This is a genomic window from Gemmiger formicilis, from assembly GCF_018784445.1.
GTDB lineage: Bacteria > Bacillota > Clostridia > Oscillospirales > Ruminococcaceae > Gemmiger.
The window spans coordinates 1-22,619 of sequence record NZ_WQOH01000067.1 but is presented as its reverse complement, the minus strand read 5'-3'; the positions used below and the strand labels follow the sequence as shown (position 1 = coordinate 22,619).

18 protein-coding genes and 1 riboswitch are annotated in these 22,619 nt (G+C 59.3%); of the genes, 14 read left to right on the top strand and 4 right to left on the bottom strand.

Annotated elements, in window-relative coordinates:
• Positions 1–40: 40 nt before the first annotated feature.
• From GPK89_RS14445 to GPK89_RS14435, 3 genes are all read right to left on the bottom strand, one after another.
• Entirely contained in the window at positions 41–1,165 is a 1,125-nt protein-coding gene (locus tag GPK89_RS14445; RefSeq protein ID WP_337555812.1) for a cation diffusion facilitator family transporter, read from the bottom strand.
• A gap of 248 nt (positions 1,166–1,413) precedes the next feature.
• Positions 1,414–2,706: an adenylosuccinate synthase gene (locus tag GPK89_RS14440; protein WP_215694213.1), complete on the bottom strand. Its 1,293-nt coding sequence runs from the start codon at positions 2,704–2,706 to the stop codon at positions 1,414–1,416.
• A gap of 243 nt (positions 2,707–2,949) precedes the next feature.
• On the bottom strand, positions 2,950–3,204 hold the full coding sequence (locus GPK89_RS14435; RefSeq protein WP_215694211.1) for a DUF896 domain-containing protein: 255 nt from the start codon (positions 3,202–3,204) through the stop codon (positions 2,950–2,952).
• A gap of 169 nt (positions 3,205–3,373) precedes the next feature.
• Between GPK89_RS14435 and GPK89_RS14430 the strand changes: the two genes are divergently transcribed.
• From GPK89_RS14430 to GPK89_RS14415, 4 genes are all read left to right on the top strand, one after another.
• On the top strand, positions 3,374–4,591 hold the full coding sequence (locus GPK89_RS14430) for a trigger factor (protein WP_215694209.1): 1,218 nt from the start codon (positions 3,374–3,376) through the stop codon (positions 4,589–4,591).
• A 110-nt stretch (positions 4,592–4,701) separates the two neighbouring features.
• Entirely contained in the window at positions 4,702–5,631 is a 930-nt protein-coding gene (metA, locus tag GPK89_RS14425; protein ID WP_215694207.1) for a homoserine O-acetyltransferase MetA, read from the top strand.
• A gap of 66 nt (positions 5,632–5,697) precedes the next feature.
• Entirely contained in the window at positions 5,698–6,486 is a 789-nt protein-coding gene (locus tag GPK89_RS14420; RefSeq protein ID WP_215694205.1) for a glycosyltransferase family 2 protein, read from the top strand.
• Positions 6,487–6,566: 80 nt separating this feature from the next.
• Positions 6,567–6,656: riboswitch (ZMP/ZTP riboswitch) on the top strand.
• A 48-nt stretch (positions 6,657–6,704) separates the two neighbouring features.
• Positions 6,705–8,372 carry a formate--tetrahydrofolate ligase gene (locus GPK89_RS14415; RefSeq protein ID WP_215694267.1) on the top strand — a complete coding sequence of 556 codons (1,668 nt, stop codon included), beginning with the start codon at positions 6,705–6,707 and terminating at the stop codon, positions 8,370–8,372.
• A gap of 331 nt (positions 8,373–8,703) precedes the next feature.
• Here GPK89_RS14415 and GPK89_RS14410 read toward each other — a convergent pair whose 3' ends face one another.
• Entirely contained in the window at positions 8,704–9,207 is a 504-nt protein-coding gene (locus GPK89_RS14410) for a transporter (RefSeq protein ID WP_215694203.1), read from the bottom strand.
• Between the two features lie 393 nt (positions 9,208–9,600).
• On the opposite strand from GPK89_RS14410, the gene purE reads away from it, so the two are divergent.
• The 10 genes from purE to purB all read left to right on the top strand — a co-directional run bounded on the left by purE (position 9,601) and on the right by purB (position 22,494).
• On the top strand, positions 9,601–10,098 hold the full coding sequence (gene purE / locus GPK89_RS14405; RefSeq protein WP_215694201.1) for a 5-(carboxyamino)imidazole ribonucleotide mutase: 498 nt from the start codon (positions 9,601–9,603) through the stop codon (positions 10,096–10,098).
• A gap of 53 nt (positions 10,099–10,151) precedes the next feature.
• Positions 10,152–10,865 (top strand): phosphoribosylaminoimidazolesuccinocarboxamide synthase, encoded by a 714-nt coding sequence (gene purC / locus GPK89_RS14400; protein ID WP_215694199.1) that lies wholly within the window; start codon positions 10,152–10,154, stop codon positions 10,863–10,865.
• 89 nt (positions 10,866–10,954) lie between these two features.
• Positions 10,955–12,427, top strand: coding sequence for an amidophosphoribosyltransferase (gene purF, locus GPK89_RS14395; RefSeq protein ID WP_215694198.1), 1,473 nt, complete (start codon positions 10,955–10,957; stop codon positions 12,425–12,427).
• Positions 12,428–12,437: 10 nt separating this feature from the next.
• Entirely contained in the window at positions 12,438–13,478 is a 1,041-nt protein-coding gene (gene purM, locus GPK89_RS14390) for a phosphoribosylformylglycinamidine cyclo-ligase (protein ID WP_215694196.1), read from the top strand.
• On the top strand, positions 13,475–14,068 hold the full coding sequence (purN, locus tag GPK89_RS14385; protein WP_215694194.1) for a phosphoribosylglycinamide formyltransferase: 594 nt from the start codon (positions 13,475–13,477) through the stop codon (positions 14,066–14,068). Before purM ends, purN begins: the two co-directional genes overlap by 4 nt.
• A 3-nt stretch (positions 14,069–14,071) precedes the next feature.
• A complete protein-coding gene (locus GPK89_RS14380; RefSeq protein WP_215694192.1) occupies positions 14,072–14,803 on the top strand; it encodes an IMP cyclohydrolase in 732 nt (243 codons plus the stop codon).
• Between the two features lies 1 nt (position 14,804).
• The gene (locus GPK89_RS14375; RefSeq protein ID WP_215694190.1) at positions 14,805–15,986 is read left to right on the top strand and encodes a phosphoribosylaminoimidazolecarboxamide formyltransferase; all 1,182 of its coding nucleotides are present in this window, start codon (positions 14,805–14,807) and stop codon (positions 15,984–15,986) included.
• Between the two features lie 67 nt (positions 15,987–16,053).
• Positions 16,054–17,337 (top strand): phosphoribosylamine--glycine ligase, encoded by a 1,284-nt coding sequence (purD, locus tag GPK89_RS14370; RefSeq protein WP_215694188.1) that lies wholly within the window; start codon positions 16,054–16,056, stop codon positions 17,335–17,337.
• 13 nt (positions 17,338–17,350) lie between these two features.
• Positions 17,351–21,037: a phosphoribosylformylglycinamidine synthase gene (locus GPK89_RS14365; RefSeq protein ID WP_215694186.1), complete on the top strand. Its 3,687-nt coding sequence runs from the start codon at positions 17,351–17,353 to the stop codon at positions 21,035–21,037.
• Between the two features lie 20 nt (positions 21,038–21,057).
• Positions 21,058–22,494 (top strand): adenylosuccinate lyase, encoded by a 1,437-nt coding sequence (gene purB / locus GPK89_RS14360; protein WP_215694184.1) that lies wholly within the window; start codon positions 21,058–21,060, stop codon positions 22,492–22,494.
• The last annotated feature ends 125 nt before the right edge of the window (positions 22,495–22,619 follow it).

The window sequence follows — 22,619 nt, the reverse complement described above, 5'->3', positions numbered from 1 at the left end:
TTTTTACGCCGAGGGCAGGGCATGCCCTGCCCCTACGTGGTTACGTTTTTCCCTCATGATGCACCGGAGCGTAATCAGGTTCCAACTTTATGACGCAAAAATGGTCGGGCCATTTGGCCTGTACGGAATTGCGCAAGGCGTTGACGAGCTTGACGCCGCGGTGCTGCTTGTCGGCCATGTACTCAGCCGGCACGGCACAGTCAAAAATCACGTTGGTATGCGTCGGGCCAGGCACGATGCGCAAATCGTGGATGTTTGCCAGCGGTTCCAGCTCCTTGACCTCGTTCTGTAAGAAGGTTTTCAACTCGTCCACGTGGGCATCGCCGGTGACGATGGGGTCAAAGTGTACCGTGGCGATCACCCCATCCTCGACGAGCAGGTCACGCTCGATACGGTCAATGACATCGTGGCTGTGCATGACGTCGTCCTTGGCGTCCATTTCCAAGTGGAAGCTGACAAGGCGGCTGCCGGGGCCGTAATCGTGGATCATCAAGTCATGCACGCCCAGCACGCCGGGGTAGCTCAATGCCTTTTTCTCGATGTGCTCCACCAATTCCGGGTCGGGGGCTGCGCCCAACAGCGGGTCAATAGTGTCTTTCACAAGCATGGCACCGCTGTACAGGATGAACGCCGCTACGCCCAGGCCCATCAGGCCGTCGATGCGGTCAAAGCCGGTGAGCTTCGTCAAAATCGTGGCTGCCAGCACCGCTGCCGTGGTGATGACGTCATTGCGGGCGTCAGCGGCAGTGGCAAGCAGCGTCTCCGACTCAATGGCTGTGCCTATGTGCTTGTTGAGGGCACTCATCCAGAGCTTGACGAGGATGGACGCCGCCAGCACCGCGACCATGACCCAGTTGAAGGCCACCGCCGTGGGGTGCAGGACTTTGGCGAAGCTCTCTTTCAGCAGCTCCACACCGATGACGAGAATCATGACCGACACAGCCAGCCCGGCCAGGTATTCATACCGGGCGTGGCCATAGGGATGTTCCGAGTCTGCCGGGCGTGCGCCGAGCTTGAACCCCACAAGGCTTACGATATTGGAACTGGCGTCGGAGAGGTTGTTCATGCCGTCTGCAGCGATGGCAACGCTGCCGGTCAGCACGCCGACGGCGATTTTTCCGCCTGCTAACAGCAGGTTGCACACCACGCTGACCAAGCAGGCCAAGTTGCCGTAAGCCGTGCGGACGGCGCGGTCAGCGGTGTTTTCGTGGTTTTTGATGAAGATTTTTATCAGCAGGTCTATCAGCGGGAATACCCCCTTTTTTCAGAAAAAGGCAGACCGGGTAAGGGTCTGCCTTTTTGGGTTGGTTTCTATTTTGAACCGCAGTCTGGTGGGTCGACGCGGGCATCGACTCCTACATTGCAGGGGCGGATTCCTTGTCCGCTCGCATCAGCGGCCGCCTTTGCCGGAAATCACTCCCGCACGATGCAGGCGTCGCGCTCGGGGCCGACGGAGATGTACTTGATCTTGCAGCCGACCAGCTCTTCCAGGCGCTTGACGTAGTTCTGGGTGGCCTGGGGCAGATCCTCAAACTTGCGCACGCCGGTGATATCGCAGTGCCAGCCGGGGACTTTCTCCACAACAGGCTGGGCATCGTCCAGCGTCTTGCCCATCGGGAAGCGGGTCGTGGTGGTGCCATCGGTCAGCTTGTAGGCGGTGACGATGGGCACTTCCTCCATGTAGTCGAGGACGTCCAGCAGGGTCAGTGCCAGTTCGTCGCAGCCCTGGCATTGCACACCGTAGCGGCTTGCCACAGCGTCGAACGGGCCGACACGGCGGGGACGGCCGGTGGCTGCACCGTACTCGTGGCCGTGCTCACGCAGCACATCCTTCTCAGCCTCGGTCATAGCCAGCTCGGTGGTAAAGGGGCCCTCACCGACGCAGGAAGAATAGGCCTTCATGATGCCGATGGAGAGGTTCAGCTTATGGCCCGGGATGCCCGCACCGATGGGCGCATAGGCGGAAACGGTGTTGGAAGAAGAGGTATAGGGATAAATGCCGAAGTCGATGTCGCGCAGTGCGCCGAGCTGGGCCTCGAACATGATCTTCTTGCCCTCACGGTCAGCCTTGTCCAGATAGTCGCCCACATCGCAGATGTAGGGGGCAAACAGCTTCCCGTACTTCTCGCACCAGGCCCACATTTCCTCCACGCTGACAGGCTTCTGGCCGTAGATGCTCACCATCGTCAGGTTCTTGGACTCAACGATCGTCTCCAGACGCTTCTTGACGCTGGCGTCCATATGTACGAGGTCGCCCATACGCAGGGTCTTTTTCATGTACTTGTCGCCGTAGGAGTAGGCAATGCCGCGCTTGGTGGAGCCAAACTGGGCACCGGTCTTGGACAGGCGCTCCTCCTCCAGGCCGTCCTGTGCCACATGGAAGGGCATGGTGATGGTGGCGCGGTCAGAAATTTTCAGGTTCTTGGGGGTGATTTCCACACCCTTTTCGGTCAGCGAAGCGATTTCCTTTTCCAGGTGCTCGGGGTCAATGACCATGCCGCCGCCCATGACGCAGACGACGTCCGGGCGCAGGATTCCGGAGGGGATCAGGTTCAGGACGAATTTGCCGCGCTCGTTCTTGACGGTGTGGCCTGCATTGTCGCCGCCCTGATAGCGCGCAACAATGTCATAATTCTGGCTGAGCAGGTCGACCATGCGGCCCTTGCCCTCGTCGCCCCAGTTAATGCCGGTAATGGAAGTAAGCATACGTTTCTACCTCTTTTGTAAGTAAATAGGCATTTCAGCCTTTTCCGGAATCTCCGGGATCCGCTGCCATCAATCATTATAGCATAGCTGTCAAGGGAATTCTATAGATGTTTTGTACAAGAATTTTTGCAGATTCCGTATGTTCTGTCTTCCCCCTTGGGGGAAGGTAGCTCGAAGAGCCGGATGAGGGACGCGTTTGGCGTAGGAACACGTTATGCGCAGGCAAGGCAGGGCTGCCTCTCATCAGTCCGCTTCGCGGCCAACTTCCCCCGCAGGGGAAGCCTTTTTGCTCAGTTTCGCATACTCCGCGTAAGGTATCTTTGCACCGTCGGCGGTCTGGACATAGGTGTTATCCAGCTGCTGCCTGAACGAGGCACGCATATCGGTCAGGTACTCTTTGCGCAGGGCATCGCGCTCGGCGGTCTCGCGCTCGGTCAGGCCGATGGATTTTGCCTTTCTGGCAAGAGCGTTGATGCGGTCTATCTTAGATTTTTCCATGGGGTTGTCTCCTTTTGTAAAAATAGTGTTTCTATTATACCACATTCCCGCCGCATTTGCCCAGCGGGACCTGCGCTACTGTAATTTTCACACAATTCCCATTTTACTTTTTCTAAAAAGCGTGTATAATAGTACAGTATGCAATTTTACAAAGAAACAGGAGAATCCCATGAAACTGAAGAATTTCCATCGCCTGGCAGCCCTTGGTTTGGCTGTCGGCATGACCACTGCCTTGGCTGCCTGCGGCAATACCGCCGAGACTGCCGAATCTACTGCGGAGACCGCCGAGTCCACCGAGGCAGCCTCCTCTGAGGCTGCGGACGCCGCCACCGACGAGACTGCCGCAGATGCCGAGTACGCCTACCTGGCAGATTTCAGCTTTTCCGACGCTTTCGACGAGAACGGCTATCTCAAGGGTGTGACCGCCACCGATTACGTCACCCTGCCTGACGACTACGCCGATATCACGATCGATGCCGACCTGGGGCAGGTCAGCGAAGAGGATATCGACAACTACATCACCTCCAACGTGCTGTCCAAATTCTCCACCACCGAGCAGGTCACGGACCGCGCGGCAGCGGACGGTGACACCGTCAACATTGACTATGTAGGCCGCATCGACGGCGTTGCCTTTGACGGGGGCGACACCAAGGGCAACGGCGCTGACCTGACCTTGGGCAGCGGCACCTACGTCGACAACTTTGAGGAGCAGATCGTCGGCCACAATCCCGGCGAGACCTTCGACGTCACCGTCACCTTCCCCGAGGATTACGGCAACGAGGACCTGAACGGCAAGGAGGCCGTCTTTGAGACGACCCTGAACTACATCAAGGACACCGTCACCCCCGAGTTGAGCGACGAGTGGGTTGCCGAGAACCTGGCCGCCACCATGAGCCTGAACAATGTGGACGAGCTGAAAGCCTTCGTCAAGAGCACGATGCTCTACGACAACCAGGCCAGCGATGTTTACACCGCCCTGCACGACAAAGTCAGCTACGCCGACGAGCTGCCTCAGACCGCACTGGACTACTACCGCGATGTGCTGCTGTACCGCATTTACACCTACGCCCAGAACTACGGCACCGACATGGCCACGCTGCTGTCCTCCGGTATGATGGGTACTACCTATGACAGTGTGGACGCTTACCTGGACGATGCCACCGACAGCATCAAATCCATCACCCAACAGGCACTGCTGATGCAGGCTGTGGCCGAGAAGATGGGCTTCAAGTGCGACACCGACACGATGAACGCCGACTTTGGCCGCTACTACGGCACGACCGACCCGAGCCAGTATGTTTCCGCATATGGCGAGAATTACATCAAGATGAACGTCCTGCAGAGCGACGTGATGCAGAACCTCATCGATAACGTCAAGTACGAATAAGCGTTTTTGATCGCCCCCGCGCCCCCGGCAGATGCCGAGGGCGTTTTTTCTTGCTTTTTGCGGCGGAAGCCTTTATAATAGAATTATTCTATAGCAAGGAGTTCTCCCCTATGCCGCTTATCATTCCTAAAAATCTTCCTGCCTATGATGAATTGCAGAAAGAGAACGTCTTTATTATGCATCAGGAACGCGCCATGAGCCAGCACATTCGGCCGCTGCGCATCCTGATTTTAAACCTGATGCCGACAAAAATCGTCACCGAAACGCAGCTGGCGCGGCTTTTGGCCAACAGCCCCTTGCAGGTGCAGGTCACGTTTTTGCAGACGGCTACCCACAGCACGACCCATACGGCACCCGAGCATATGAAGGCGTTTTACAAGACGTTCGATGAAATCAAAAATGAGCGTTTCGACGGTATGATCATCACCGGCGCGCCCATTGAAGATTTGGATTACGAGGATGTGGACTACTGGGAAGAGCTCTGCCGCATCATGGATTACACCAAAGAAAACGTTTACTCTACCATTCATCTGTGCTGGGGTGCACTGGCAGGTTTGTACTACCACTTCGGCATTCCCAAGGTGCATCTGGATAAAAAAATGTTCGGCGTGTTCGAGCACCGCGTCACCCGGCCCTCCAATCCGCTGGTGCGCGGTTTTGACGAGGTTTTTTACGCCCCGCACAGCCGCTGGGCCGGGCTGGACCGCGCCGCCATCGATGCCTGCGGCGATTTACGCATTTTGGCAGAAAGTGACGTAGCCGGGCCGATGCTGCTTTCCACCGAGTCCGGGCGTCAGATTTTTGTCATCGGCCACCCCGAATACGACAAATACACGCTGGACAAGGAGTACAAGCGGGATGTTGCGGCAGGCAAACCCATCAACATTCCCTGCAACTACTACCCCGACGACGACCCCAGCCGCGACCCGCTGTTCCGCTGGCGCGCGCACGGATATCTTCTGTACACGAACTGGCTGAACTACTATGTCTACCAGGATACGCCGTATGATTTGAACCGCCTGGAAGCATTGGAAAAGTAATAGTCTACTCCGTAGGGGTCGATGCTTGCATCCGCCCTTACAAGGTTTAACGGTAAGGAGCACCTTATGCCCAAAATCAGCGCCTGCATTGTGGCGTACTGTGATTATGACGAGGTCTGCGCGGCGGTGCGCAGCATTTTACACTACACCCCCACCCCGGATCTCACCCTGTACGTGGTGGATAACGCCAGCCCCGACGGCTGCGGCAAGCAGCTGGCGGAAACTGATTTTGGCGACACCCGCGTAACCGTGCTGACGCTGTCGGAAAATGTCGGCTTTGGCCGAGGGCACAACGCTGTGCTGGATCGCCTGACCAGCGAGGTGCATTTTATCCTGAATCCTGACATTGTGCTGACCGAGAATATTTTAGAGCCAATGGCCGCCTGGCTGCTGGCACAGGAAGGGGCCGCCATGGCAACGCCGCAGCTGCACTACCCGGATGGCCGTTTGCAGCACCTGCCCCGCCGTAAGCCCACACCCTGGCTGCTGCTGGCACGGCAGCTGGCTCCGAAGTTTGATGGCATCTTCAAAAAAGCGGACGACCACTACACGATGCAGGACGAGGATTTGACCGTGCCCCGCCGCATTGCGTTCTGCACCGGCAGCTTTATGGCCGTGCGCACCAATGTATTCAAAGAAATCGGCGGGTTTGACCCCGCGTATTTCATGTATGTCGAGGACGCCGATCTGACCCAGAAAGTGCTGCAAAAGGGCACTGTCTGGCTGACACCGCAGTTTTCTGCCATCCATGCCTGGCACCGCGCCCCGATGCGCGACGCGGGCAAGTTCAAGATGCAACTGGTGAGCATGGGGCGGTATTTCAAAAAATGGGGTTGCGGAAAAGGGACGTTTTGATTCTTTGGCTCCTCCAAAGGGGATGCTTTTTTGCCGTAGACTCTTGACAACTGTTTTTGTCTGTGGTACATTTAACCCATAGCAGGGCCGCTGACCGACGGATTTTGTGGGGATGACCCCAGGGGATGCGGCGCAAAACCTGCGTTAAGCCGACCGTCTGGGCTGCATACACTGGTGTATGGTGTGTGCGGCCCTTTTATTTTTACAAAAACGGAGGAATCGTTATGCTGAGCGACATCGAAATTGCACAGGCCGCCGAAATGAAGCCCATCACCGAAATTGCAGCCCAACTGGGTCTGCAGAGTGAGGACGTCATCCCCTACGGCCACTACAAGGCCAAGATCAACCATAAGCTGGCCAAGCGCGACAAGCCCGAGGGCAAGCTGATTTTGATGACCGCCATCAGCCCCACCCCCGCCGGTGAGGGCAAGACCACCACCAGCGTCGGCCTGGCGGACGCCATGAACGCCCTGGGCAAAAAGACGATGCTCTGCCTGCGTGAGCCGTCCCTCGGCCCTGTGTTCGGCATCAAGGGCGGCGCGGCCGGCGGCGGCTATGCCCAGGTCGTGCCCATGGAGGATATCAACCTGCACTTTACCGGCGACATCCACGCCATCGGCACTGCCAACAACCTGCTGGCGGCCATGATTGACAACTCCATCCAGCAGGGCAACCCGCTGAACATCGACCCCCGCCGCATCACCTGGAAGCGCTGCATGGATATGAACGACCGCCAGCTGCGGTATATCGTGGATGGCCTGGGCGGCAAAGTCAACGGAACGCCCCGTGAGGACGGCTTTGATATCACCGTCGCCAGCGAGGTCATGGCGGTGTTCTGCCTGGCCACCGACCTGGAAGATTTGAAGGCACGCCTGTCCCGCATTGTCTGCGCCTACACCTACGACGGCCAGCCTGTCACAGCCGGGCAGATCGGCGCAGCGGGCGCGATGACCGCCCTTCTGAAAGACGCCATTGATCCGAACCTTGTCCAGACGCTGGAGCACAACCCCGCCATCATTCATGGCGGGCCGTTCGCCAACATTGCCCACGGCTGCAACAGTGCCATTGCCACCAAGCTGAGCCTGAAGCTGGCTGACTACGTTGTGACCGAGGCGGGCTTTGGCGCAGATCTGGGCGCGGAGAAGTTCCTGGATATCAAGTGCCGCGCTGCCGGGCTGCACCCTGCCGCCGTTGTGCTGGTGGCAACCGTGCGTGCGCTGAAATCCCACGGCGGCGTGGCGAAGCCCGATTTGAGCAAGCCCAACGCCGAGGCTGTGCGGGCGGGTTCTGCCAACCTGGCACGTCACATTGAAAATTTGCAGAACTTCGGCCTGCCGGTCTGCGTTGCCATCAATGCCTTCCCCACCGACACGGCGGAGGAAATGGACGTCATTTACGACGTCTGCGCCAAGGCCGGTGTGCCCTGCGCCCTGAGTGAGGTCTTTGCCAAGGGCGGTGAGGGTGGCAAGGCCCTGGCCGAGACAGTGCTTTCCATCCTGGACGACAAGGCTAAGGTCAACTACACCTATGAGCTGAATGTACCGCTGGCCGATAAGATTGCGGCGGTTGCCAAAAAGATTTACCGCGCGGGCGGTGTGAGCTACACCCCCGCCGCAAAGAAAACGCTGGACGAGCTGACCGCGCTGGGCTATGGTGATTTGCCGGTTTGCATTGCCAAGACGCAGTATTCTTTCAGCGACAATGCCAAGCTGACCGGTGCCCCCGAGGGCTTCACGCTGAATGTGCGCGAGGTACGGCTTTCTGCCGGTGCGGGTTTTGTGGTCGTGGTCTGCGGCAGCATCATGACGATGCCCGGCCTGCCCAAACACCCCGCCGCCATGGACATTGACGTGGATGTACATGGAAAGATCACGGGGTTGTTCTAAGGCAACACCGCATAATTCCCGCCTTACGGCTTAAGCACCGCTCCGGCGGCTGCGGCACGGCATCTGCGTTGCCAAAATGCTCGATAATACACAAAGTATTATCTGCGCTTTTGGCTTAGCAGCTGCCGCACCTCGCTCGCCGTATCGGCACTTAGAATTATGCGGTATTGCCCTAACTTATTACATCAATCAAGCAAAGCGGGTATCCAAACGGATGCCCGCTTTGTTCATTATACCGTAGGGGCGGGCTTCCAGTCCGCTCGTGGACATTTGCCGCACCTTTTCCCTGTTCTTTCCAGACCGGGTATTCTATGCCCGCAGCGTGGCGGTGTCAGGCATCGGCTTCCGGGCATTCCTCTGGTGCCTTTTTCATATCCGGTGCGGTCTCGCCGCCGGGCAGCTTCTGGCCGAAGGACGGCACAAAGAAATATTTGCGGATGATGAAGATCAGCGCGATGGCACCGACGCTGACGAGGTTCTGCACGGCGTCCTCGTGGCCGACGATCATATGGCGGGCGATGGCGTAAAGTAGCACTTCCAGCACGCTGCCGGGGCTGTGCTTTGCCAGCATCTTGATGAATTCGATGCCGATAACGATGTCCAGCGCACGTTCCAAGAACGTATGTACCTCTATGCTTTCCGCGTCGGTCAAAAGGCCCGGCATCAGCTCCACCAGCGGGACGATGCTGAGCAGCAGGGCCACCAGCACAATGCCGGAGAGCACAACCTCCAAAATACCAGCGGCCTCGGCGATCTGATCGCGGAAAACGCGCTTGAACCGTTCCTCCTTGCCGTGCAGGGCGCGGCGTGTCAGGCGTCGTCTGGGTTCACTCATAACTTTCTCCTTTTTTGGGTATTTTTATTATCATAGCATATTTTGCCCCGATATACCAGCATAATTATACAGGCCGTTTTAAAGTATGACAATCACCTTCAAAACTCCATCAAAAGCGACAAAAAGCACCGGTCAAAACCGGGTGGCGTGGTTTTTTGGCTGAAATGTCCGCCGGACGCTTGCAATTTCTTTTCCCAGAGTTTACACTGGTTTCACAGGGCATCATCTTACTTTTATATTAAAGGGGGATCTTCCGTGGCAAACGCAATGCAGCGTCTTGGTTTTCACGTGGGTGTTCTGTACCGTCATACTCTTTTCACATCAAAACCGCAGCGCAGTGTATCCTAATGGGGCACTGCGCTGTTTTGCTTCGTAAGGGAGGTTTCTAAACGCATGAAAAAAGTAGCGATCATCATGGGTTCCGACAGTGATTGGCCGGTGGTCAAATCCGCCTGCACGGTGCTGAAGGATTTCGGCGTGCCCTATGAGGCACACATTCTTTCCGCCCACCGCACGCCGGAGGCTGCCGCCGCGTTTGCCAAGTCTGCCCGCGCCAATGGGTACGGCGTGATTTTGTGCGCTGCCGGTATGGCCGCACACCTGGCCGGTGCCTTTGCCGCCAACACCACCCTGCCGGTCGTCGGCATCCCGATGAAGGGCGGCGCGATGGACGGCCTGGACGCATTGCTTGCCACTGTGCAGATGCCCAGCGGGTTCCCGGTCGCCACCGTGGCGCTGAACGGTGCCAAGAACGCCGCCTACCTGGCCGTGGCGATCCTGGCTGTTGCCGACGACGAGCTGGCGGAAAAGCTCGATAAATTCCGCGCCGACACCGCCGCCGCGATTGCCAAGAAGGACGCCGCCATTGCCGCCGAGGCTGCGGCGCTGTAACACTTGCATACCAACCACAACCATATTATAATAAAGTAAAAGGAGCGTTTCTCATGAATTACGAAGTTAAAGAGCAACTGTACGAAGGCAAGGCCAAGCAGGTTTTCGCTACCAATGACCCCGAAATCGTCATGGTCCACTACAAGGACGACGCCACCGCAGGCGACGGCGAGAAGAAGGGTACCATCCGCGACAAGGGCATCGTCAATAATAAACTGTCCAACGCTCTGATGCAGAAGCTGGAGAAAGAGGGCATCCCCACCCATTACGTTAAGGAAGTCAACGACCGTGATACTTTCGTCAAGAAGGTAGACATCGTTCCGCTGGAAGTCATCATCCGCAATGTCGCCGCCGGTCATTTCAGCCTGCGCATGGGCGTACCCGAGGGCAAGGTGTTCAAGACCCCCATCCTCGAGTACAGCTACAAGAACGACGACCTGCATGACCCGTTCATCAACCACTACTACGCCCTGGCCCTCGACCTGGCTACCCAGGAAGAGCTGGACACCATCGCCAAGTACGCTTTCAAGGTCAACGAAGTGCTGAAGAAGATCATGCTGGACGCCAACATCCGTCTGGTCGACTTCAAGCTCGAGTTTGGCCGCCTGTCCGACGGCACCATTATCCTGGCTGACGAAATCAGCCCTGACACCTGCCGTTTCTGGGATGCCACCACCGGCGCACACCTGGATAAGGATCTGTTCCGCCGCAACATGGGCGGCGAGGCCGATGCCTACCAGGAAGTCATGAAGCGGCTGCTGGGCTGATTTTCCGACAATTCGGGTGACGCGTAGGGCGGTATCTGCCGCGGGGCGTCGGGGACGCCGCCCCCTACAACATACAAACGGAGCAAAACATGAGCGAATTTTCCCAATACACTGAAGCCCTGCACGAGGAGTGCGGCGTGTTCGGTATGTATGACAAAACCGGCGAGACTGATATGGTCAGCGCCGTGTACAGTGCGCTGTACGCCTTGCAGCACCGCGGCCAGGAGAGCTGCGGCATTGCCCTGAACGTAGACGGCGTTTTGTCCGGCCACCGCGATCTGGGCCTTGTCAGCGAGGTTTTCACCAAGCGCGTGCTGGAAGAACTCCCCCGTGGTGCCAAGATGGCTACCGGCCATGTGCGCTATGCCACGGCCGGTCAGCGCAGCCGTTCCAACGCGCAGCCGATGGTCCTGCATCACTGCAAGGGTGCTATGGCGGTCTGCCACAACGGCAACCTGGTCAATGCGCCCAAGCTGCGCCGCAAGCTGGAAATGAGCGGTTCCATCTTTCACGGCACATCGGACACCGAGGTCATTGCCTATCTGCTGACCCAGAACCGGCTGCTGACCCCCAACATTGAGATGGCTGTCAGCCGCACGATGGACGACATTGAGGGCGCATACTCCCTCGTCATCATGACCCACACCAAGCTGATTGCGGCGCGTGACCCCAACGGTTTCCGCCCGCTCTGCATCGGTGAACTGCCCGACGGCAACGGCTGGGCCTTTGCCAGCGAGAGCTGCGCACTGGACGCTGTGGGCGCGAAGTTCGTCCGCGATGTTCAGCCCGGCGAGATCGTCATTGCCGACCACAACGGCCTGCGTTCCATCGTGGATCATTGCGGCACCGCGCCCCACACGATGTGCGTGTTTGAGTACATCTACTTTGCCCGCCCTGATTCCATCATCGAGGGCACCTGCGTCCACGAGGCCCGCCTGCAGGCTGGCCGTTTCTTGGCACAGGAGCACCCGGTCGAGGCTGATGTTGTCATCGGTGCACCGGACTCCGGCCTGGACGCCGCGCTGGGTTACGCCCAGGAGAGCGGCATCCCCTACGGCGTTGGCTTCATCAAAAACAAATACGTCGGCCGTACCTTCATTCAGGGCAGCCAGGCCCAGCGCGAGAGCAGCGTGCGCATCAAGCTGAATGCCATTTCGTCCACGGTCAAAGGCAAGCGGGTCGTCCTCGTCGATGACTCCATCGTGCGCGGCACCACCAGCGCCCGCACCATCCGCCTGCTGCGCGAAGCCGGGGCCGCCGAGGTACACTACCGCATCAGCGCCCCGCCGTTTGTCCACCCCTGCTACTTCGGCACCGACATTCCCGACGAGAAAGATTTGATTGCCACCGGCCATACCGTGGAGGAAATCAACAAGATGGTCGGTTCCGATACGCTGGGATACCTGAGCATCGAGCATGTCCAGCAGCTGGCCATCCACAGCAAGTGCGGCTTCTGCACCGGCTGCTTTAGCGGCAAATACCCGGTCAACCCGCCCACCGAGACCATGGATATCGTCTACGACAAGCCATTGAGCGTGTCGAACCCGAATAAGAAATTGTGAGGATTTCAAGATGGAAAAAAGCTATTCTGCCAGCTATGCTGCGGCCGGTGTAGATATCACCGCCGGTTACCGCTCTGTGGAGCTGATGAAACAGTACGTGGCCCGCACGATGACCGAGAACTGTATCGGCGGTTTGGGCGGCTTCGGCGGCCTGTTTGAGCTGGACTGCACCGGCATGGAGCATCCTGTTCTGATTTCCGGCACCGACGGCGTCGGCACCAAGCTGCGTATCGCCATGCTGCTGGACAAGCACGACACCATCGGCATCGACTGCGTTGCCATGTGCGTCAATGACGTGATCTGTGCAGGCGCGAAGCCACTGGTTTTCCTTGACTACATTGCCTGCGGCAAGAATATCCCCGAGAAGATTGCCGAGATCGTCAAGGGCGTGGCCGAGGGCTGCGTGCAGGCGGGCTGCTCCCTGGTGGGCGGCGAGACTGCCGAGCACCCCGGCATGATGCCCGAGGATGAGTATGACCTGGCAGGCTTCACTGTCGGCGTGGTGGACAAGGCCAAGATTTTGGACAACTCCACGATGCAGCCGGGCGACGTCATTATTGCGCTGCCCTCCACCGGTGTGCATTCTAACGGTTTCTCGCTGGTTCGCAAGATTTTCGACATTGACAACAACCCCGATGTGCTGAAAAAGACCTTTGACGGCATGGATAAGCCCCTTGGCGAGGCCCTGCTGGCCCCCACCCGCATCTATGTCAAGCCCGTTCTGGCCGTTATGGACGAAATCACGGTCAAGGGAGTTTCCCACATCACCGGTGGCGGCTTCTACGAAAACATTCCCCGCAGCCTGAAGAAGGGCTGCGCCGCCCGCATTGCCAAGGCCGATGTACGCACCCCTGCCCTGTTCGACGTGATGCAGCGTGAGGGCGGCATCTCCGAGCACGATATGTTCAACACCTTCAACATGGGCGTTGGCATGGTGCTGACCGTCGCGCCCGAGGACGCCGACAAGGCCCTCGAGATTTTAAAAGCTCATGGCGAGGACGCCTACCGTCTGGGCACCATCGTCGAGGGTGATGGGGTCGTGCTGGTATGAAGCGTGTAGCAGTTCTGGTCTCTGGCGGCGGCACAAATTTACAGGCCCTGCTGGAAAGCGAGCAGCGCGGCGAGAACCCCAACGGTAAAATCGTTCTGGTCGTCGCCAGCAAGCCCGGCGTCTATGCATTGGAGCGCGCCGCGAATTTTGGCGTGGAATCCGCCGTCGTCAGCCGCAGGGACTACGCCAGCAGCGCCGATTTTGACGCCGCCCTGCTGGGCGTTTTACAGGCCCATGACATCGATGTGGTCGTGCTGGCAGGCTTCTTGAGCGTGCTGGGTGAGCGTGTCATTGCGGCCTACCGCAATAAGATCATCAATGTTCATCCGAGCCTGATTCCCAGCTTCTGCGGTCCCGGTTTCTATGGGCTGAAAGTGCATGAGGCAGCGCTGGCCCGGGGCGTCAAGCTGACCGGCGCGACTGTGCATCTGGTCAATGAGGAATGTGACGGCGGTCCGATCCTGCTGCAAAAGGCCGTGGCCGTTCAGCCCGGCGACACCCCCGAGACTTTGCAGAAGCGCGTCATGGTGGAGGCCGAGTGGCAGTTATTGCCCAAGGCACTGGCCATGGTGTGCAGCGACGAGGTATAAATTATGAAAAAGAACCTTTACAAATATCTTGCCGGGAATGAGTACCCGGGCCGCGGCATTGTGCTGGGGCAGAGTCCCGACGGCAGCAAGGTGTTCGTCGCCTACTGGATCATGGGCCGCAGCGCCAACAGCCGCAACCGCGTGTTTGAGCCCATCGAGGGCGGCATCCGCACGGTGGCCGCTGACCCTGCCAAGCTGGAAGATCCGCACCTGATTATTTACAACGCCGTGCTGACCCTGCGGGAGACCACCGTTGTGACCAACGGCGACCAGACCGACACGATTGCCCAGTTCATGAACGGCAACCTCTTCCCCGGGTACAGCTTCGAGGCGGCCCTTGCCACCCGCACCTACGAAGACGATGCGCCGAACTTCACCCCGCGCATCTCCGGTGTCGTAGATATGCGCCGCGGCGGCTACAAGCTGTCCATCGTCAAATCCAACGAGGGCAACGCTGACAGCGTACAGCGCCAGACCTATGACTACCCGCAGCCCGTCGCCGGTGAGGGCCATTTCATCAGCACCTACGTCAAGAACGGTGCCCCCATCCCGAGCTTTGCGGGCGAGCCGCTGCGCGTCGCCATCGACACGAACGACGCCGACAAGTTCGCTGAGAAGCTGTGGGGATCCTTGAACGAGGACAACAAGGTCAGCCTGTTTGTGCGCAGCATTGAGCTGGAGACCGGCACCTACGAGGATCTCATTCTGAACAAATACACCGCTGTGGAGGGTTAATATGAACGAATTTCAGCTGAAATACGGCACGAACCCCAACCAGAAGCCCGCCCGCATCTACATGGCGGACGGTTCCGACTTGCCGGTACAGATTTTGAATGGCCGCCCGGGGTACATCAACTTCCTGGATGCCTTCAACTCCTGGCAGCTCGTGCGCGATTTGAAGAAGGCGCTGGGTCAGCCCGCTGCCGCCAGCTTCAAGCATGTTTCCCCCGCCGGTGCGGCCATCGGCCTGCCGCTGGATGACACGCTGCGTGCCATGTACCACATTGCCCCCGAGACCGAGCTTTCCCCGCTGGCCTGTGCCTACGCCCGCGCCCGCGGCGCGGACCGTATGTCCAGCTTTGGTGACTGGATCGCGCTGTCTGACGTCTGCGATCTGAGCACTGCAAAGCTGATTCAGCATGAAGTCTCCGACGGCATCATTGCCCCCGGCTACGACGCTGACGCGCTGGAAGTGCTGAAGGGCAAGAAGAAGGGCAACTACGCCATCGTCCAGATTGACGCTGACTACGAGCCGCATCCGCTGGAGACCCGCACCGTGTTCGGCGTGACCTTTGAACAGGGCCGCCAGGATCTGGATATCTCCAACGAGACGATGCTGCAGAATATCGTGACCGAGAACCAGTTCATCAGTGACGAGCAGCGCCGCGATCTGGTCATCAGCCTGATCGTGCTGAAATACACCCAGTCCAACAGTGTTTGCTACGTGCAGGACGGCCAGACCATCGGCGTCGGCGCGGGCCAGCAGAGCCGCGTGCATTGCACCCGCCTGGCAGGCCAGAAGGCCGACAACTGGCAGCTGCGCCATATGCCGAAAGTATTGGCCCTGCCTTTCCGCGACGATGTGGCAAAGCCCAACCGCGACAATGCCATTGACGTGTACATCGGCGACACGCCGGAGGATGTCATCGGCGATGATGTCTGGGCCGAGACCTTCACCGAGCAGCCCGCCCCGCTGACTGCCGAGGAAAAGCGCACCTGGCTGGACGCCGTGACCGGCGTTTCCCTGGGCAGCGACGCGTTCTTCCCCTTCGGCGACAACATTGAGCGCGCCCGCCGCAGCGGCGTGACCGCCATTGTGCAGCCGGGCGGCTCCATCCGCGACCAGCAGGTCATCGACACCTGCAACAAGTACGGCATTGCGATGGCATTCTGCGGCATCCGCTTGTTCCATCACTAAGCAATATTCAACGCGCCTGCGGCGTATTTTGCGTCGCGGGCAATTGGTGTTTTACAGGAGGTTCCTCATGAAAATTCTGGTCGTTGGCGGCGGCGGGCGTGAGCACGCCATCATCCGTGCGCTGAAAAAAAGCCCCCGCTGCACTGAGATCTGGTGCGCACCCGGCAACGGCGGCATCAGCTACGATGCCACCTGCAAGGCCATCCCTGCCACCGATGTGGACGCGATGGTCAAGTTTGCGAAAGAAGAAGCCTTCGATTATGTAGTCGTCGCCCAGGATGACCCGCTGGCCCTGGGCATGGTCGATGCACTGGCCGCTGTCGGCATCCCGGCTTTCGGCCCCGACAAGGCTGCGGCCCGCATTGAGGCCAGCAAGGTGTTCAGCAAAGACCTGATGAAGAAATACGGCATTCCTACAGCGAAATATGAGACGTTCGACGATCCTGAAAAGGTCATGGACTACATCAAGGCCGAGGGCAAGTACCCGGTCGTTATCAAAGCGGACGGCCTGGCGCTGGGCAAGGGCGTTCTGATCTGCCAGAATGAGCAGGAGGCCGCCGACGGTGTCAAGGAGATCATGCTGGACAAAAAGTTCGGCGCGTCCGGCAACCATGTGGTTGTGGAAGAGTTCTTGACCGGCCCCGAGGTCAGCGTACTGTCCTTCTGTGACGGCAAGACCGTGAAGCCGATGGTGTCCAGCATGGACCACAAGCGTGCGTTGGATCACGATGAGGGCCTGAACACCGGCGGCATGGGCACGGTGGCCCCGAACCCCTACTACACGCCGGAAATCGCCGAGCGCTGCATGAAGGAGATTTTCCTGCCGACGGTCGCCGCCATGCAGGCCGAGGGCTGCCCTTTCAAGGGGTGCCTCTACTTTGGCCTGATGCTGACGCCCGACGGCCCCAAGGTCATCGAGTACAACTGCCGCTTCGGCGACCCCGAGACCCAGGTCGTGCTGCCCCTGCTGGAAAGCGACCTGCTGACCGTGATGGAATCGACGACCAACGGCACGCTGGATACGACCGAGGTCAAGTTCCGCGACGGCGCGGCGGCCTGTGTGATTCTGGCCAGCGGCGGGTATCCCCTTTCTTATGAGAAGGGCAAGGAAATTTCCGGCCTGGCTGCGGGCCAGCTTGACGCTGCGGACGTGACGGTGTATCATGCAGGTACGGCCATCAAAGACGGCAAGCTCGTCACCAACGGCGGCCGCGTGCTGGGCGTGACCGCCACGGCCAACACCCTGCCTGACGCGCTGAAAAAGGCCTATGCCGCAACCGAAAACATCCATTTTGACAAGCTGCACAAGCGCAGTGATATTGGCGCAAGAGCGCTGGCGGCGATGGAGTAACGGAGGAAATACAATGGTATATCGCATTTATGTTGAGAAAAAGCCCGGCTTCGACGGTGAAGCCCAAGGGCTGCTGCATGAGCTGGTCGATTTGGTCGGTATCCGGAACCTGACCGGCCTGCGCCTTTTGAACCGCTACGACGTCGAGGGCATCGACAATGTGCTGTTCCAGCAGGCCATCCCCACTGTGTTCAGTGAGCCGCCGGTGGATGTGACCTACGACGCACTGCCCGACGCCAAGACCGTGTTTGCCGTTGAGTACCTGCCCGGTCAGTTTGACCAGCGCGCCGACTCCGCCAGCGAGTGCATCCAGCTGTTGAGCCAGGGCGAGCGCCCCGCTGTGCGTTCTGCCCGCGTCTATCTGCTGGACGGCGAGCTGACTGCCGATGATCTGGCCGCTATTAAAAAGTACGTCATCAACCCGGTGGAGGCCCGCGAGGCCAGCCTTGACGAGCGCAGCACCTTGAAGATGGAGTTTGCCATCCCCACCGAGGTCGAGACGCTGACCGGCTTTACCGCCCTGGATGACGATGCACTGGAAGCCTTCCGCAATGAGAAGGGCCTTGCCATGGACCACGCGGATATCGTGTTCTGCCAGAACTACTTTAAGTCCGAGCACCGCGACCCAACCATCACCGAGATTCGCCTCATCGACACCTACTGGTCCGACCACTGCCGCCACACGACGTTCGGCACGATTCTCGACGATGTGAAGATCGACGACGAGTTGGTACAGGCTGCGTTCGACCGTTACATGGCTCTGCGTGCCGAGACCGGCCGCGACAAGAAGAACCGCACCCTGATGGACTGCGCGACGATTGGTGCCAAGGCCCTGAAGCAGCGCGGCATTCTGAAGAATCTCGACGAGAGCGAGGAAATCAACGCCTGCACGGTTAAAATCAAGTGCGATGTGGACGGCGAGCAGCAGGATTGGCTGTTCCTGTTCAAGAACGAGACCCACAACCACCCCACCGAAATTGAACCTTTCGGCGGTGCGGCAACCTGCATCGGCGGTGCCATCCGCGACCCGCTGTCCGGCCGCAGTTATGTTTACCAGGCCATGCGTGTGACCGGTGCAGCTGACCCGCTGAAGCCTGTTTCCGAGACGATGCCCGGCAAGCTGCCCCAGCGTAAGTTGGTCACCACCGCTGCCGCCGGCTATTCCAGCTACGGCAACCAGATTGGCCTTGCCACCGGTCAGGTAGCCGAGCTGTACCACCCCGGCTACGCCGCCAAGCGCATGGAGATTGGCGCGGTCGTGGGCGCAACGCCCGCCAGCCATGTACGCCGTGAGGAACCCGCCCCCGGTGATGTGGTCATCCTGCTGGGCGGCCGTACGGGCCGTGACGGCGTCGGCGGCGCAACGGGTTCTTCCAAGGCGCACAAACTGACGAGCCTGGAAACCTGCGGTGCCGAGGTGCAGAAGGGCAACGCGCCCATTGAGCGCAAACTGCAGCGCCTGTTCCGCCGCGAGGATGCCTGCCGCCTCATTAAGCGCTGCAACGACTTCGGCGCGGGCGGTGTGTCTGTCGCCATCGGCGAACTGGCTGACGGTCTGCATATTGACCTGAACAAAGTCACCCGCAAGTATGAGGGCCTGGACGGCACCGAGCTGGCAATCTCCGAGAGTCAGGAACGCATGGCCGTGGCCGTGGCTGCGGAGGATGCCGAGACCTTTATGAAGTACGCCGCCGAGGAAAACCTCGAGGCGACCATCGTTGCCACCGTCACCGAGGAAAAACGGATGCGTGAGGTATGGAACGGCAAGACCATTGTTGACCTGTCCCGTGAGTTCCTGAACTCCAACGGTGCCGAGCGCCACGCCAACGCCCACATCCTGCCCGGCCATGTCTGGCAGCCCCAGTTTGCCGGTGTGAGCTTTGAAGAAAAAATGGAGTCTATGGTCAGTAACCTGAACGTTTGCAGCCAGAAGGGCCTGGGCGAGCGCTTCGACTCCACCATCGGCGCAGCCACCGTGCTGATGCCTTACGGCGGCAAGTACCAGCTGACCCCGACCATGGCCATGGCCGCCAAGCTGCCTGTGGACGGCGAGACAACGACCTGCTCCGGCATGGCGTGGGGCTTCAACCCCTACCTGACTGAGGCTGACCCCTACCGCGGTGCCTACCTGGCCGTGGTGGAGAGCGTGACCAAGCTGGTCTGCGCGGGCTTCCACCATGAGGATATGTACCTGACCTTCCAGGAATATTTTGAGCACATGAACGACAAGCCCGAGCGCTGGGGCAAGCCGCTGGCCGCCCTGCTGGGCGCACTGGATGCCCAGATGGGCCTGGGGATTGCGTCCATCGGCGGTAAGGACTCCATGTCCGGCAGCTTTGAGGGGCTGGACGTGCCCCCGACGCTGGTCAGCTTTGCAACGGCCATCGGCAACACCCGCGACGTGCAGAGCCCCGAGTTCAAGAAAGCCAACAGCTCGATCGTCATCTTGCGCCCCAACTACAAGAACGGTCTGCCCGAGATCGGCAGTCTGATTGCCATTTACAAGACCGTCGAACAGATGATCGACGAGGGCAAGGTGCTGGCCGCTGCGACGCCGGGTTACGGCGGCGTGGCCGAGGCGCTGTTCAAAATGTGCGTCGGCAACCATGTCGGCCTGCAGCTATCCAACGATATCGACCTGAACGGCCTGTTCAAGCCTGCCTACGGCGCGGTCATCCTGGAACTGCTGGATGCCTCCGCCGGTGAGTTCCTGGGCTTTACCACCGTAGACTACACGCTGGAAGCCGAGGGCAAGCACATCGACCTGGCCCGCCTGCAGGAGCTGTGGGAGCAGAAGCTCGAGCCTGTGTTCCCCTACCGCAAGGCCGGTGAATTTGTACCTGCACTGGAGCATGACTGCCCTGCCAACAAGCGTGTGGCCCCCGCTGTGCGCCTGGCGACGCCGCGGGTCATCATCCCGGTGTTCCCCGGCACGAACTGCGAATACGACACGGCCCGCGCCTTCCGCCGTGCCGGCGGTGATCCGCACATTCTGGTTTTGAAGAACCTCTCCCCCGCTGACGTGGCCGAGAGCTGCGAGGCGCTGGTGAAGGAGCTTGACCAGGCGCAGATTTTGATGCTGCCGGGCGGTTTCTCCGGCGGCGACGAGCCGGACGGCTCCGCAAAGTTCATTGCTTCCTTCTTCCGCAACCCGGCGGTGGCCGACGCCGTCAACCGTCTACTGAACCAGCGTGACGGCCTGGCCTTGGGCATCTGCAACGGTTTCCAGGCGCTCATCAAGCTGGGCCTGGTGCCCTACGGCGAGATCCGCCCCATCACGGCGGACGACCCGACGCTGACCTTCAACACAATTCACCGCCACCAGTCCATGCTGGTCCGCACCCGCGTTGCCAGCAACAAGAGCCCTTGGCTGAGCCGCTGCGATATCAACGACGAGCATCTGATCGCCATCAGCCACGGCGAGGGCCGCTTTGTCTGCAACGAGACGCTGCTGAACCAGCTGATCGACAACGGCCAGATTGCAACGCAGTATGTGGACCTGACCTGCCGCCCGACGATGGATATGCGCTACAATCCCAACGGTTCTGTGCTGGCCATTGAGGGCATCACCAGCCCAGACGGCCGTGTCTTTGGCAAGATGGGCCACAGTGAGCGCAGCGGCGAGCAGCTGTACAAGAACGTCACCGGCGACAAATACCAGCCAATCTTTGAGGGCGGTGTGAATTACTTTAAGCTGTAAGAAAGTAGAGGACTTTTCCCATGGCACAACATGACCGTTATATTTCCCCTTTCTCCACCCGCTATGCTTCGGACGAGATGCAGTATATCTTCTCCGACGACAACAAGTTCCGCACCTGGCGCAAGCTGTGGATCGCGCTTGCCAAGGCTGAACAGAAGCAAGGCCTGGCAATCACCGATGAGCAGCTTGCCGAGCTGGAAGCCCACAAGGACGACATCAACTACGAGGATGCCATCGCCCGCGAGAAGCTGGTGCGCCACGACGTTATGAGCCATGTCTACGCCTATGGCCTGCAGTGCCCCAAAGCAAAGGGCATCATCCATCTGGGCGCGACCAGCTGCTATGTCGGCGACAACACCGATGTTATCGTCATGCGCGAGGCTTTGCAGCTGGTGCGCAAGAAGATCATCGGCGTGCTGGCAAACCTAGCCAAGTTCGCCGACGAGTACAAGGCTATGCCCTGCCTGGCCTACACCCACTGCCAGCCCGCGCAGCTGACCACCGTCGGCAAACGTGCCACGCTCTGGATGAACGAGCTGTACATGGATCTGGAAGCCATCGACTACCAGATTTCCCAGCTGGCGCTGCGCGGCGTCAAGGGCACCACCGGCACCCAGGCCAGCTTTATGGAGCTGTTCAACGGCGACTCCGCCAAGATCAAGGCCGTCGAGGCCGACGTCTGCGCCCAGATGGGCTTTACCAAGGTCGTGCCGGTCTGCGGCCAGACGTACAGCCGCAAGGTGGACTACAACGTCCTGTCCGCCGTGGCGGGTCTGGGCCAGTCTGCCATGAAGATGGCGACCGACATCCGCCTGCTGGCAAACTTCAAGGAAATGGAGGAGCCGTTCGAGAAGAATCAGATCGGTTCCTCGGCCATGCCCTACAAGCGCAACCCCATGCGCTGTGAGCGCATCTGCGCCTTAAGCCGCTACCTGATGGTGGATGTGCTGAACCCCGCCATGACCGCTGGTACCCAGTGGTTTGAGCGCACGCTGGACGACTCTGCCAACAAGCGCATTGCGATGGCGGAGGGTTTCCTGGCTGCTGACGCAATTCTGAACATTTTGCTGAATGTCTCTGACGGTCTCGTCGTCTACCCGAAGGTTGTCCGCGCCCGTGTCATGGCCGAGCTACCCTTCATGGCCAGCGAGAACATCATGATGAAGGCTGTCAAGAAGGGCGGCGATCGTCAGGAGCTGCACGAGCGCCTGCGCGAGCACGCCGTGGCTGCTGCCGCCGTCGTCAAGCAGGAGGGCAAGTCCAACGACATGATTGCCCGCGTCGAGGCTGACCCCGCCTTCGGCCTGACCCGCGAGGAAATTGAGGCTGAGCTGTCCCCCGAGGCCTTCACCGGCCGCAGCAGCGAACAGGTCACCGAGTTCCTGCGCGACGTCATCCAGCCTGTGCTGGACGCCAATAAAGAGGACTTGGGCCAGCATGTGGAACTGAACGTGTAAAGCCCCACACTAAGCAAACAATAAAAATACCCCGCAGCGTTCTTTATGAAGTGACCCCCAAAAGTTAGACAATATTTTGAAGTAAAAATTGTTCAAGCAGCCGAAAGGGCTTGCTGTCTGTGAAT

Coding starts and splice junctions, on each gene's coding strand:
- GPK89_RS14440 (WP_215694213.1), bottom strand. CDS start 2,706: ATGCTTACTTCCATTACCGGCATTAACTGGGGCGACGAGGGCAAGGGC.
- GPK89_RS14435 (WP_215694211.1), bottom strand. CDS start 3,204: ATGGAAAAATCTAAGATAGACCGCATCAACGCTCTTGCCAGAAAGGCA.
- GPK89_RS14430 (WP_215694209.1), top strand. CDS start 3,374: ATGAAACTGAAGAATTTCCATCGCCTGGCAGCCCTTGGTTTGGCTGTC.
- metA (WP_215694207.1), top strand. CDS start 4,702: ATGCCGCTTATCATTCCTAAAAATCTTCCTGCCTATGATGAATTGCAG.
- GPK89_RS14420 (WP_215694205.1), top strand. CDS start 5,698: ATGCCCAAAATCAGCGCCTGCATTGTGGCGTACTGTGATTATGACGAG.
- GPK89_RS14410 (WP_215694203.1), bottom strand. CDS start 9,207: ATGAGTGAACCCAGACGACGCCTGACACGCCGCGCCCTGCACGGCAAG.
- purE (WP_215694201.1), top strand. CDS start 9,601: ATGAAAAAAGTAGCGATCATCATGGGTTCCGACAGTGATTGGCCGGTG.
- purC (WP_215694199.1), top strand. CDS start 10,152: ATGAATTACGAAGTTAAAGAGCAACTGTACGAAGGCAAGGCCAAGCAG.
- purF (WP_215694198.1), top strand. CDS start 10,955: ATGAGCGAATTTTCCCAATACACTGAAGCCCTGCACGAGGAGTGCGGC.
- purM (WP_215694196.1), top strand. CDS start 12,438: ATGGAAAAAAGCTATTCTGCCAGCTATGCTGCGGCCGGTGTAGATATC.
- purN (WP_215694194.1), top strand. CDS start 13,475: ATGAAGCGTGTAGCAGTTCTGGTCTCTGGCGGCGGCACAAATTTACAG.
- GPK89_RS14380 (WP_215694192.1), top strand. CDS start 14,072: ATGAAAAAGAACCTTTACAAATATCTTGCCGGGAATGAGTACCCGGGC.
- GPK89_RS14375 (WP_215694190.1), top strand. CDS start 14,805: ATGAACGAATTTCAGCTGAAATACGGCACGAACCCCAACCAGAAGCCC.
- purD (WP_215694188.1), top strand. CDS start 16,054: ATGAAAATTCTGGTCGTTGGCGGCGGCGGGCGTGAGCACGCCATCATC.
- GPK89_RS14365 (WP_215694186.1), top strand. CDS start 17,351: ATGGTATATCGCATTTATGTTGAGAAAAAGCCCGGCTTCGACGGTGAA.
- purB (WP_215694184.1), top strand. CDS start 21,058: ATGGCACAACATGACCGTTATATTTCCCCTTTCTCCACCCGCTATGCT.